The 11931-nt window shown below is 63.8% G+C and carries 12 protein-coding genes; 7 read left to right on the top strand and 5 right to left on the bottom strand.

Annotated features, from left to right (window positions below; genetic code table 11):
* Positions 1–33 precede the first annotated feature (33 nt).
* Entirely contained in the window at positions 34–258 is a 225-nt protein-coding gene (locus AAK988_RS03925) for a desulfoferrodoxin family protein (RefSeq protein WP_369873052.1), read from the bottom strand.
* A 234-nt stretch (positions 259–492) separates the two neighbouring features.
* On the opposite strand from AAK988_RS03925, the gene crcB reads away from it, so the two are divergent.
* From crcB to AAK988_RS03905, 4 genes are all read left to right on the top strand, one after another.
* The gene (gene crcB / locus AAK988_RS03920; RefSeq protein ID WP_369872998.1) at positions 493–873 is read left to right on the top strand and encodes a fluoride efflux transporter CrcB; all 381 of its coding nucleotides are present in this window, start codon (positions 493–495) and stop codon (positions 871–873) included.
* Between the two features lie 76 nt (positions 874–949).
* The gene (locus tag AAK988_RS03915) at positions 950–1420 is read left to right on the top strand and encodes a cupin domain-containing protein (RefSeq protein WP_369872999.1); all 471 of its coding nucleotides are present in this window, start codon (positions 950–952) and stop codon (positions 1418–1420) included.
* Between the two features lie 76 nt (positions 1421–1496).
* Positions 1497–2837, top strand: a complete 1341-nt coding sequence (locus tag AAK988_RS03910) for an SLC13 family permease (RefSeq protein ID WP_369873000.1) — start codon at positions 1497–1499, stop codon at positions 2835–2837.
* A gap of 257 nt (positions 2838–3094) precedes the next feature.
* On the top strand, positions 3095–3526 hold the full coding sequence (locus tag AAK988_RS03905) for an MOSC domain-containing protein (protein ID WP_369873001.1): 432 nt from the start codon (positions 3095–3097) through the stop codon (positions 3524–3526).
* A gap of 119 nt (positions 3527–3645) precedes the next feature.
* Here AAK988_RS03905 and AAK988_RS03900 read toward each other — a convergent pair whose 3' ends face one another.
* Positions 3646–4458: an ATP-binding protein gene (locus AAK988_RS03900; protein WP_369873002.1), complete on the bottom strand. Its 813-nt coding sequence runs from the start codon at positions 4456–4458 to the stop codon at positions 3646–3648.
* Positions 4459–4544: 86 nt separating this feature from the next.
* Here AAK988_RS03900 and AAK988_RS03895 point away from each other — a divergent pair, with 86 nt between their 5' ends.
* Positions 4545–4862 carry a hypothetical protein gene (locus AAK988_RS03895; RefSeq protein ID WP_170272727.1) on the top strand — a complete coding sequence of 106 codons (318 nt, stop codon included), beginning with the start codon at positions 4545–4547 and terminating at the stop codon, positions 4860–4862.
* Positions 4863–4882: 20 nt separating this feature from the next.
* Here AAK988_RS03895 and hypB read toward each other — a convergent pair whose 3' ends face one another.
* Positions 4883–5560 (bottom strand): hydrogenase nickel incorporation protein HypB, encoded by a 678-nt coding sequence (gene hypB, locus AAK988_RS03890; RefSeq protein WP_369873003.1) that lies wholly within the window; start codon positions 5558–5560, stop codon positions 4883–4885.
* Between the two features lie 198 nt (positions 5561–5758).
* Positions 5759–7225: a response regulator transcription factor gene (locus AAK988_RS03885; protein ID WP_369873004.1), complete on the bottom strand. Its 1467-nt coding sequence runs from the start codon at positions 7223–7225 to the stop codon at positions 5759–5761.
* A 332-nt stretch (positions 7226–7557) separates the two neighbouring features.
* On the opposite strand from AAK988_RS03885, the gene AAK988_RS03880 reads away from it, so the two are divergent.
* On the top strand, positions 7558–9246 hold the full coding sequence (locus tag AAK988_RS03880; protein ID WP_369873005.1) for an FAD-binding protein: 1689 nt from the start codon (positions 7558–7560) through the stop codon (positions 9244–9246).
* A gap of 331 nt (positions 9247–9577) precedes the next feature.
* Complete coding sequence (locus AAK988_RS03875) at positions 9578–10033, top strand: hypothetical protein (RefSeq protein ID WP_151430181.1); 456 nt, start codon at positions 9578–9580, stop codon at positions 10031–10033.
* A 228-nt stretch (positions 10034–10261) separates the two neighbouring features.
* On the opposite strand, the gene AAK988_RS03870 is transcribed toward AAK988_RS03875, so the two are convergent.
* Positions 10262–11749, bottom strand: coding sequence for a S10 family peptidase (locus tag AAK988_RS03870; RefSeq protein ID WP_201757616.1), 1488 nt, complete (start codon positions 11747–11749; stop codon positions 10262–10264).
* Positions 11750–11931 lie beyond the last annotated feature (182 nt).

Here is an 11931-nt window from a genome sequence, read left to right as displayed (position 1 = left end):
AACACGTTCTAAGCTCAATCGACTACGCCCTTTCTACATCAGGCACACGGTGCTCTTGCGCTGGACGCGCGGGGTGCGGCAGGCGAACAGGCCGTGGCGGTTGCAATAGGCGAAAATGATGCCAAGACCGCGGTAGGGGAAGCGGGCATCGGCCGTCTGCTCGGGGTACAATTTGCGGAAGAACACCTGGTCAGTGGTCACATAGGCCATGAAACTGATAAAGTGGTCCTTGCCCATGGGGTGCTCCTTCTTCCGAATGTTGAACGTTCTGAGTGTTGAACGCCGCCGATTATGGGCGCTCGCGACCGCCCTGGCAACCTACGTTCCGTAGACCCCATGACCGTCTGCGAGCCGTTCGACCACCGCCTGTCGGCCGCACGCCAACCGTCCTCCAGCCACACGGCAACCGAGCGCCCAGCGCCCGCGGACGCCCTTGCAGCCGCCCATCGCCTATACTGGCGAAAACGGAAACGATGGGGAAAGGGCAACATCATGATGAGCGTGCTGTGCGTGGGGGCGGGCGGTTTCGTGGGCGCGGTGAGCCGCTATGGCCTCGGCCTCATTCCTCTGGCATCGGGCCTGCCGCTCGTGACCCTGCTCATCAACCTCGTCGGCTCCGTGGTCATCGGCGCGGTTGCAGAGGCCGCATCCCTCGCCCCAACCGCCCTGCCCCGCGAAGCGGTGCTCTTCCTGAAAGTGGGCCTCTGCGGTGGCTTCACCACCTTCTCCACCTTCTCCTTGGAGACCCTGGAGCTCATCGAAGGCGGCCAATGGGCCGTGGCTGGCGGCTACGCCCTGGCCAGCGTCGTCCTCTGCGTAGCCGGCGTGCTGGCCGGCAAGCTGCTCGCCCGAACGCTCATGCCAGCCGCGTAGGCGTCGAAGACTTACTTGACTTGGAGTTTACTCGAAGTTATACCGTTGAACCAAGCTCTCAACGGAAAGGATGCCCATGACCAAAGTAGTCCAGACCGCCGGCCGCGATGCGCTCGGCACCGAAAACCCGACGTCCCATGGCGGCATCTTCGGCTTGGGCGGCCCGAACGATGCCTATGCGCAGTACTTCACCGGGCAGTCGTACTTAAACCCGCTGACCGACCCCGCGCAGACCCAGTTCATCGCCAACGTCACCTTCGAGCCTGGCTGCCGCAATAACTGGCACATCCACCATGCGGAAGACGGCGGCGGCCAGATCCTGCTCGTCACCGATGGCGAAGGATGGTACCAGGAATGGGGCCAGCCGGCTCGCAGGCTTCTGCCCGGCGACGTGGTGGTCATCCCCGCCAACGTGAAGCACTGGCACGGCGCAACCGCCGACAGCTGGATGAGCCACGTGGCCTTCGAGGCTCCGGGCACCGCCTGCGCGAGCGAGTGGTGCGAGCCCGTCACCGATGAGGAGTATGCCGCGCTTTCCTTGCAGTAAGAGAAGGATTCCCAACGCCCAGAGGCCGTAAGGTATACTGACCGACGCTGGCAAACTCCCGTTGAAAGGCCGTCCCTTGAAGCCGCTATCCCCCATCGCCTTTCTGCGTGAGCACGCTGTGCTTGCGGTGTCGGCCGTGGCGGCGGTAGCCTCCATGGTGGCGGTGCCGCCCGACAGCGCGTATTGGGGATACTTCGACGGGAAGACGCTCGGCTGCCTGTTCTGCGTGTTGGCCGTGGCGAGCGCTCTCAGGCTCATGGGCGCCTTCGACCGCGCGGCCCGAGCCGTCATCGCGCGATTCGGGAGCCCGCGATCCCTTGCGCTTGCGCTCGTACTCACCACAGCAGCACTCTCGTGCGTGGCCACCAACGACATGGCCCTCATCATGATGCTGCCGCTGTCGGCCGCCACCCTCGTGGGCGCAGAGCAGACACGACTGATACCGGCCGTCTTCGTGCTGCAGAGCCTGGCGGCGAACCTCTGCGGCATGATCGTGCCCTTCGGCAATCCGCAGAACCTGTACCTGTACTCGTACTACGGACTGCACCTCGGCGACTTCCTGCGCACCATGGCGCTTCCCTTCACCGTATCCGTGGTCGGCGTCGTTGCCGCTACTTGGTGGCTCGCAGAGCTTACGAACAGGGAGAATGCGAGTGGGGAAGCCGGCACGCGCGCAACGGCCGGCGGAGACACGACAGCGAGCAGGGGCGCGTCCGCCTCCGCCGCGGAAACCCCCGCCTCCGCCGCGCCGGCGACGACTCCATCGCATTCGGCTCCGGCCACTTCAGCGCCGCCCGCGACCCCGCCGCATTCAGTTGCGGCCGCGTTAGTACCGGCCTCAACCGTTCCCATCATGCCGCTCAGTCGCCGTCGCCTCGGCGCCTACGGCGTGCTGCTGGCCCTCACGCTGCTGGCCGTGTTCCGCGTGCTCCCCATCGCCGTGACCGTCGCGGCGGTGGCGGCAACCCTCGCCGTGCTCGACCGCCGGGCGCTGGCCGCAGTGGACTGGACACTGCTCGCCACCTTCGCCTGCTTCTTCGTGTTCGCGGGGAACCTGGCCCGCATTCCCGAGCTGGCGGCCATCCTCGGCCCGCTCATGGACGATCACGGCCTCGTTATCAGCGCCGGCGCAAGTCAAGTCATCAGCAACGTGCCCGCCGCCGTGCTGCTGTCGCATTTCACGGCCGCGTGGCAGCCTCTGCTCGTCGGTGTGAACATCGGCGGCGCGGGCACCCTCGTGGGCTCGCTCGCCAGCCTCATCACCCTTCAGCATTTCACCAGCGTGCGCAAGGTGTTTCCCCAAACACGCGACGTGCCCGAGCTGTCAACCGGCCGCTTCATCGGCTTGTTCAGCGCCGTGAACATGGTCTTCCTCGCGGGATTGCTCCTCATCTGCATGATCGCCTTCCCCTGGTGACACTTCTCTGGTGTCGCCGCCCTTTCCGCACGCGAGCACCTCTGCGGATCGCCGCCCTATCCCAACACGCCTAGCCGTCCCCCTCCGGCACTCCCGACCCTTCCAATTATTCTCCCTTGCGGATAGTCTAGGAATTCGCTAGAATTTTCCCGCGCCGAAGTTTCCCCCTCTCGTCGTGCAGCGGGCCGGGGATATGTCCAATGCACCGGGCGGGTCGAGAGTGGCGCACGGCCTGTCGCCAGCGAGAAAGGTGCATCATGGGCGTTGTCAAAGCCGTATGCACGAGCAACATCAAGGGAATCCAGAAAACCGAGCAGGACGCCATCGAGCTGAAGTCCGATTGGGGCATCGAGGGCGACGCCCACGGCGGGCCGTGGCACCGCCAGGTGAGCCTTTTGTCCTACGAGCAGATCGAAGCCTTCAAGGCGCGCGGGGCCGACGTGGGCCACGGTTCCTTCGGCGAGAACATCGTCGTGGAGGGCTTCGACTTGAAGAGCCTCCCCATCGGCACGCGCTTCGCCTGCGGCGACGTGGTGCTGGAGCTGACTCAGGTCGGCAAGCAGTGCCACGCCCACTGCGCCATCTACCACCAGGTGGGCGACTGCATCATGCCCCGCGAGGGCGTGTTCTGCAGGGTCATCGAAGGGGGCGCCATCGCCCCCGGCGACACCATCGAGATCGCGCAGTAAGCTGGAGGCGAGCCCTCAGCGATGAGAAGCACGCCGCCCTCCAGGTCAGTGCTCTCCGAAAATGCCCCGAGCCAGCAGTCCGACTCGGGGCTCAATTTTCGCTCGGGCAACTCACCTTATCATTTCAGAAGGTACCTCACATTTCGCGTACCGCCCTCCCTTACAACGATCCCCTTGTCGATAAGGTCGTTGAGCACGTTGATGGTCTTGGTCTGGGAAAAGCCCGCCGCCTCTTGAAGGGCGCTTCGCGTCGTCCCGCCCTCCGCAATGGCGCGGGCCACGGCAATTTCGTCGCGCGTCAGCTCTCTCACTGGCACATTGCCGAGCCTCCTCACGTTTCTGTTGGCCAGTGCCACGGTGAAGGTATTGGGCGTGACCGAAAGCTCGACTGCAGCGGGCCACCCCTCGTAGGCCGACCGCATCCGGCCAATGCCCGTCCCCCATGCCTCGATAATTCCCAGGCGATACAAGACCGAGGCAAGCAACTTGTTTCTTGGAACTGATATGTTAGCAGTCAGATCTGCAAAGGTGATCCCCGGCACCAGACCGCCGAGCGTCACGATCTCGATGCGAGACGGCATAACGCTCACCAAAGTTGGACTGGAGAGGGCATACTCGCGATGGGCCACGGCATTCACCAGCGCCTCCCGCAATGCCGTCGACGGATAGTCGTCGAAGTCCACGCGCTCCAATCCATCGTAGCGCGTCTTGAACTTGTTGTGCGACTCAAGGAATTCGTAGGCGCTATCGAGTTGGGCCAAAAGGGATCCGGTGTACTCTTCGCGTTCCAAAAAAGCGTTGCGCTCGTCATCGTCAAAGGCGGCCGCTTTGAGAAAGGAGGGGCACTGATCCGAGAGAAGGAGCGCAAGATTCGTGAAACCGGCCTGAAAGTTAAGTTTCACGACCGTCTCCCCTGGATTGGTTTCTAACATATTCTAACTTTTTCTAACATTCTAACATTTTCTAACATAATACCAGGTCAGAAATTGCAATAGTTCGCAAGGTGCGCCCAAGCCATATGCATCAGCTCTGTCGTGCCCGCCTCAGCGCCAGCGCACTGTGCCATCTACCACCAGGTGGGCGACTGCATCATGCCCCGCGAGGGCGTGTTCTGCAGGGTCATCGAAGGCGGCGCCATCGCCCCTTCTACGACGACGCCGATCGGCAGCTGCGCCTTGCGAGCGACACCTCCTGGCTCGACTTCGACAAGCTGGCGGGCTTTCCCGAATGGGCCACCGACTTACTCGACGAGAACCCCTCCATGTACGGACGCACCGATTTCATCTATGAGGGATTGCAGAAGCACATCGACTTCCTGCAGCTCCTCTTCGGCTAAGCCGCGGAGTGCCGGAGACGCTATTTCACCTTCGCGGCGCGCTGGGCCTGAAGCCAGTCCACCAGCTCGGGGATGCCCTCGCCGGTGCGGGCGGAAGTGACGAAGATGTCGAGCGCGGGGTTCAAAAGACGCGCCTGCTCCTTGAGGCGGTCCATGTCGAAGTCCTCGTTCAGGGGCAGGTAGTCGCACTTGGTGACGATGAGCGCGTCCACGGCGGCGAACATGGGCGGGTACTTCATGACCTTGTCCCAGCCCTCGGGGACCGAGAGCAGCATGACGCGGGTGTGGGCCCCGGTGTCGAAGTCGGCCGGGCACACGAGGTTGCCGATGTTCTCCAGGAACAGGTAGTCGAACCGTGAGCCGTCGAAGGCCTCGAAGGCCATCTCCACCATGCCCATCTCCACATGGCACACGCCCCGGGTGTTCAGCTCCACCGACTCCACGCCGGCCTCCTTGATCTTGAGCGCATCCACGTCGCTCTCGAGGTCCGCCTCGATGACGCCGAGCGCCTCCACGCCGCGGCCGCGCAGCTCGGCGATGATGGCGAGCAGGATGGTGGTCTTGCCGGCGCCCGGGCTCGCCATCACGTCCACGAAGAACGTGCCGTCCTCGGCCCGCGCGGCGCGGAAGGCGTCAGCGGCCTCGTCGTTGGCGGCCAGGATGTTCCTCTTCACTTCGATAACGCGCTTGTTGTCCACAAGGGTCTCCTTCGTTTAAGGCCAGCGCCCTCGGCGCGGCACGTCCGCTTTTCCTCTTGAGACCATAGTAACCGCGCGGCGCCCTTTCGCGCAATTCACAAAGGGAATCGGCTATGCAGATTATCGGAATAGCCCCTGCGCATTTTGCAACCGGCAGCCCGGAAGGCTGCGAAGATGCGGGGCCAAGCCTACGCGCCGCTACCCTTGGGAAGCGACCGCCGTCACCAAGTCGATGAGCTCCTCTTTGGAATGAATGCCGAGCTTCTGGTAAATGTGCTTGATATGCGTCGCCACCGTGTTCTTCGAGATGAACAGCTTCTCGCGAATATAGGGGCGGCTACGGCCCTGAGCCAGGAGAAACGCTATCTCGGTCTCGCGATCGGACAGGCCGAAGCGCTCCTGCAGGCGCAGGCAGCCTTCCATCAGCACACGCTCCACCGCGTTCGCCCCGACAAGCTGATCGGCATCTTCGGCCGGCTCGCCGGAAGGCGCCACGACGCCGGCAAACGAGACCAGGCAGATGAGCAGCAGCCCCACCGTGGTAAGCGGCACGCCCGCGGCAACGCACAGCTCGCCGCCAACGTTTCCCACGAGCACCCCCGCCTGCACCGCGCCGTTGAGCAGTCCCACGCCCAGGGCTACCGGTACCTTCCCCTGTTTGGCGAGCGTCAGCGCGAAGAGATAGACGAGCACCTGGATGAGCGAATCGAAGGTCTCCCCAATGGCACTGGCGGCGAATCCCGGCCACAGACCCGGCATCTCGCGCAGCACAAGCGTCACCACGGCGAAGGGCACCGCCCAGCGGAACAGGCCCGAGAAGCTCACCTTCTTCGAGAAGAAAACGATGGCCACCCCCAAAGCCACGCTGGCCAAGCTAGAGAGAAGCATGGCGACATCGAAATCAACGAGCTCGTGAAGACCGTCGCGCGTTTCCGCAAGCGAGGAGAGCCAACCCACCGACACATAGAGAACCGCTAGCACGAGAACTACACGGAGAAGATAGACGCGCCACGATCGCTCGATCGGGATTCGCGCAGCGCGATTCCCATCCACACAAAGCTCGACGCACGGCAGATCCCCTTTGCGCGAGGAGCCCTCGGCCCGTTCCCCCGCCTCGCCGTCGCGAGCGCACAGCAAAAGCAGCACCCCCGACGCCAAGGGCAGCAGCACCGTGGCCGCCAGCCCCGACAAGCCCCGCAGGTGGGGAAAGACCACTACGCACGGCACGATCACTATAAAAGAGAGGGGAATGGCGACCTCCATCTCCTCGATGTCGAGCACCATGAGGGCCTGGGCCCACAGCAAGCTGAGCAGAGCGTAGCCCACGCCCGTCAGCAATCCGCCTGCGCCCGAAAGCATCGGAGCGCCCACCCCCAGATAGGAGAGGATCGTGCCAACCGCCATCAGCAGCGGCGCTGCCAGGCGCAAGGGAAGCCACAGCGACGAGGTTCGGGGAATCCGGCTGAGAGCCATACCGCCGACGAAGAACACGATCACCACCGCCGCAGCCGAGGCGAGCCACGACGCATCGGCGTTTATGGACTGCCCTTGGCGCTCGGAAAACAGCGCCGAAGTGGAATACGAGCAGTACAGCCACGCCCAAACGAGCCCGATGCCCATATAGCGCAGCTTGAAAGCAGATTCGATATATCCCAGCGATGCCAAGGCTCTCCCCCGAGCCGTCACGCTCTTCACCAAATTCCCCCCGACTCCGCGAAAACAAACAGGCTGCCACGCAGCGCGAATACCGCCACGTGAATTTTCCTCGGAAGAGTATACCGCTGTCCCTCCCCCGCCCTTCGCGAAAAGCCCTGATAACGGCATCACCTCAGAAGGGTGATTTCTCCAATCGCCGCCAGAGGGCGATAGATAGCGCCCTCGCATTTTCCTATGGTGCCCTTGCGTCGCGCGCTTCGCCCCGCCCGTTCGTGACGAAGCGGCAGGAGAGCGGCGCATCCGAGTATCACCGACAGGAGGGACCAATGAGCAACAAAACCATGAGCATGAATCGCCGCGATTTCCTCGGCCTCGGGGCCGCCGGAGCCGCCGTCGTCGGCGCCCTGGGCCTTGCGGGCTGCGCTCCGAGTGCTCCCGCCGAGAAGAGCCTCGGCGAAACAGGTGCGGCAACCGATGCTGCGGTCGCATCCAATTGGCTCGGCACTGAGCCGGAGGTCGCCGAGGGCGATATCGCAGAGACCCTGGACACCGACTTCCTCATCATCGGCGCGGGTACGGCGGGATTGGCCGCCGCCGGCGCCGCGGCCGACTTGGGACTGAACTTCATCATCTGCGACAAAGCGAACCAGGTGCCCGAGACCCGCGAGTACCTGGGCGGAGTCGACACGGCCTACGCCAAGGCTAACAACGTGGAAATCGACAAGCCAAAGCTTCTGAACGAGCTGACGCGCTATGCCTCGGGCAAGTGCAACCAGAAGCTCATCAAAATGTGGATCGACGAGAGCGCCGAGTACGTGGACTGGGTCACCGAGGTCATGAAGGATCAGGGCAAAGAGGTCATGCTGGATATGCCGCCCGCCCACGCCACCGGGGGCACTGACTACTACGTCCCCTACGTGCAGCACCTGTGGGAGCCCTCCTACGTGCCGCCGACCCGCAACGACGTCATCGCCGAGCGGCTTTCCGGCCAGGGCCACGACATCCTCTTCGAGCATGAGATGGTGAAGCTGCTCCATGGCGAGGGCACGGTGACCGGTGCCATCTTCAAGACCAAGGACGGCTACAAGCAGATCAACGCCAAGAACACGCTTTTGGCCACCGGCGGCTATGCGGCCAACCCCGTCATGATGCGCGCCCTTCAGCCGGCCGCCGTGGCCTGCTGCACCGCTTCCAGCTTCAACCCCACCTGCACCGGCGACGGCATTCGGGCAGGACTCTGGGCCGGAGCCTCTAAGGACATCGATGCCGCTCCCATGATCTTCGACCGCGGCGCGGTGGCCCCCGGCGTCGATGCCGGCTACGAGGGTACGGACGAAGCGGCGGTCTTCCGCGGCAACATCTTCCAGGAGAACATCGGCAGCCAGCCCTTTATGAAGGTGAACCGCCGCGGCCAGCGCTTCGCCAACGAGTCCACCCCCTACGACTTCGTCTGCTTTGCCGCCACCTACCAGCCCGGCGGCGTGTGGTGCCAGGTGTACGACGCCAACATGATGGACGACATGGTGCGCTTCGAGACCGTGGGCTGCTCGCGCGTGGTGCCCTACATCGAGATGGGCATGACCTTCGACGAGTACACCGCCGCCTCCCAGGAGTCCGGCATTCTCATGAAGGCCGACACCTTGGAGGAGCTGGCCGATATGCTCGGTTTCGCCAACCAGGATAAGGAAAACTTCCTCGCCGAGGTAGAGCGCTACAACGGGTTCTTCGACAAGCAGGTGGACGAGGACTTCGGCAAGGAGGCCTACCGCCTGTCCGCCATTCGCCAGGCACCCTTCTACGGCTGCTGGTTCGGTGGAAGCCTGCTCACCACCATCGACGGCCTGCGCATCAACGAGAACTGCCAGGTGCTCGATCCTGAGCTGAACGTCATCGAGGGCCTTTATGCGGCCGGCGACGTATCCGGCAGCTTCTTCAGTGGCAACTACCCCGAGTACATCGTGGGCGTGGCCTGCGGCCGCAGCTCCGTTGAGGGCCGCCACGTGGCCAAGCTGCTGGCCGGCGCCGCCTAAGGCGAGCTGCCCGCCTCGTCACGAAGGGGCGCTCTCGAAAACGCGCCCCCTGCGATTCACTTCCCAGCCCTCCCTGCCGAAATCCAGCCATCGCGTGCTGGATTTCGGTTTTTTTTGGCTTGGAAAGCACGACCTTGGTACCACACGAGCGCCCTTTCCGCTTCCTTGTCATACGCTACCTGGGAAAATGCCGCCGCTGTAATACGGAGACACCTCTTTTGTGCCGCTTTCCGTCCCAAAGTCGTGTTTTTCAAGCCAGAATACGCGTTTCGAGCGTGCTATAGTGGACACGTTGGCTTCAAACGCAGCTCAAATGACCCGAGGAGCCCTCATGACGACGACGGAAGTTGCCTTCGCCCGTTCCACCTGGCGAAAATCCCGCGAGTTCAGCACGGCCCTGCACGATTTGGCCCAGCGCATGCCCATGGAACTGGTGCGCCTCTATGTGACCGAAGGGGTGCGCACCCCGCGCGTGCGCATCGACTACTACGACCGCATCGACGAACTGCGCGAACTGCGCCGCGAGGCCCTGCTCGGTGAAATGCCCTACGTGGAAGCCCAGGCCGAGATGTGGCTCGAGGAGCATCCCGCCGAGGCGGCTCGCATCGCCGCCGACTGCCGCCGCAGCCAGGCCACGGCCGAAATGCTCCTCGGAACCAGTGTGATGAACGGCACGAGCCCCGCTTTCGGCTTCTCCCCGGAAACCTATATCATGGCCCCGAGCCTGCGCGTCTACGAGCTGTTCATGTGGTACGACGAGAGCGAGCACTGGGTCCGCGAGCGTTAAGGGAAAGCCCGAACCACCCCCGGCCACGGCCCCGAACCGTCTCCACCCGTCGCACAGGCGCTCGCGCGACTCCATGGACCCGCATGCCCGCTTTGCGGATATGCTGCACCCGCCAAAAAGGGCCGTCGACCTCTTTACCGGTCGGCGGCCCTTCTCAAACAGCTACTCGCAGGCGCAGCTCCGAGTCCGGGACGGCGCGCAGCGCGCAAAGACGCTGCCATCAGCCCCTTAGGCCTCGTGGCGCTTCGCGTAGAAGGCCTCCAGCTCGGGAATCATCTTCTCCAACGTGGGCAGGTCCTCGTAGGCCATGTGCCCGTTCTCGTGCACCTTGTACTCGATGCGGTCCGTGATGGAGGCGGGCATGAACATCTTGGAGATGGAGTGCTTCACGTTCCAGAACGGCGTGGCCGCATCGTGGATGCCGCCGAAGAACAGCACTCGGCAGAACGGGTTGCGGCGCAGGGCGGTGCCCATGTCGTAGGCGGTGTTCGGGCACACGGGGCTGCCCATGGTGCCGGGGGCCTGATGGGTCCAGTTCCACTCCTCGTTCACCTTCATGGACAACAGCATGTTGATGGACGAGCCCTTAAAGCCAGTTTCCTGCACGAGCTTCATCCACGCGGACTGGTCGGGGGTCATGATGGCGTCGCCCGAGGGATCCTCGCCGGCGAAGAACTCGTTGTCGCCCTGGACGTCCATGTAGGCCGGCTCAGTGAAGCGGGTGTCATACCGGCCGCAGAACAGGCCCTCATCGGCCATGATGTTCTTGCGGAAGGTGTCCAGTTCGATGCGCAGATGGCGCTTCTCGATGAACTCCGCGGGCAGGCCGATCAGCTCGCTCATCTCGACGGCCAGCTCGTGCTCCTCGGCCGGGGTGATGGAATCGCTCGCAATGAGGGCGCGGCCGTACTTCTCGTCCACGAACTTCCACGCCTTGTCAAACCACGCGAACTGGTCCACGCCGGCGCCGGCCTTCCCGAAGTAGTTGGCCGTAGCAGCGTACACCGGCAGCATGCCCATGTAGTACAGGTCGTTGCCGGCCAGAGTGGGCGCGTAGTCCAAGATGGAGGACTGCTCGATGACGCCCGTGAGCGCAATGCCGCGCTCGCCGAGGACGCGCATGAGCACCGAGTTGCGCATGGTGCCGTAGGACTCGCCATAGAGGTACAGCGGGGTATTCCAGCGCTCGTGGGTGGTGAGCCATTGGGCGATGCCGCGCATGAAGGCATCCGCGTCGCCGTCGACGCCCCAAACCTTCTTCGGGTCGTAGTCCTTGGCCACCTGGGAGTAGCCGGTGCCCATGGCGTCCAGGTACACCAGGTCGGTGGTGGGCAGCAGCGAGTAGGGGTTATCCTCGGGCGCAGTGGGGCAGGGCAGCTGCCTCAAGCTGTTGATGGGCACGCGGCGCGGGCCGAGGCCGCCGATGTTCACCATGGCCGACGAGCCGCCCGGGCCGCCGTTCCAGCAGAAGGTGACGGGGCGGTCGGTCTTGTCCTTCTCGTCGCTGACGTAGGACAGGGCGAACATGTGCCCGATGAGCTCGCCGTCGTCGGTGTGCAGCGGCAGCAGCTCGGCGGTGGTGGTGTACTTGACGGTCTGCTTGCCGTTTGTCCAGGTCATCGCCTTGCTGGCCGGCTCGGGCACCGGCTGGGCGGGCGCGGCGCCCTTCGCGCCGTCGTTCATGGTCACGGTAAAGGACGGAGTTGTCTCTGCCATGGTGGGCTCCTTAGTCGCGTGGAATTTCCCCGCGCGAACGCGCACGGGGTGCAAGAAGGAGCCTACGCGCTCGCGCGCAGGCCGGCGCGGCGCGACGGCTCCTTGTCACGGAACATGGGGGGAGCCGTAGTCTGGCCGTGAACTAAGAGGCACTGCGGTTAAACCTGAGTTCATTTCTTTAC

The organism is Adlercreutzia muris (genome assembly GCF_041223505.1).
Taxonomy (GTDB): Bacteria; Actinomycetota; Coriobacteriia; order Coriobacteriales; family Eggerthellaceae; genus Adlercreutzia; species Adlercreutzia muris.
The sequence above is the reverse complement of the archived record's forward strand: the minus strand, read 5'-3'. Positions and strand labels throughout refer to the sequence as shown.

Excerpts from the sequence above, each read along its gene's own strand:
- crcB (WP_369872998.1), top strand. The coding sequence starts at position 493 with ATGATGAGCGTGCTGTGCGTGGGGGCGGGCGGTTTCGTGGGCGCGGTG.
- AAK988_RS03915 (WP_369872999.1), top strand. The coding sequence starts at position 950 with ATGACCAAAGTAGTCCAGACCGCCGGCCGCGATGCGCTCGGCACCGAA.
- AAK988_RS03905 (WP_369873001.1), top strand. The coding sequence starts at position 3,095 with ATGGGCGTTGTCAAAGCCGTATGCACGAGCAACATCAAGGGAATCCAG.
- AAK988_RS03900 (WP_369873002.1), bottom strand. The coding sequence starts at position 4,458 with ATGTTAGAAACCAATCCAGGGGAGACGGTCGTGAAACTTAACTTTCAG.
- AAK988_RS03895 (WP_170272727.1), top strand. The coding sequence starts at position 4,545 with ATGCATCAGCTCTGTCGTGCCCGCCTCAGCGCCAGCGCACTGTGCCAT.
- AAK988_RS03880 (WP_369873005.1), top strand. The coding sequence starts at position 7,558 with ATGAGCATGAATCGCCGCGATTTCCTCGGCCTCGGGGCCGCCGGAGCC.
- AAK988_RS03875 (WP_151430181.1), top strand. The coding sequence starts at position 9,578 with ATGACGACGACGGAAGTTGCCTTCGCCCGTTCCACCTGGCGAAAATCC.
- AAK988_RS03870 (WP_201757616.1), bottom strand. The coding sequence starts at position 11,749 with ATGGCAGAGACAACTCCGTCCTTTACCGTGACCATGAACGACGGCGCG.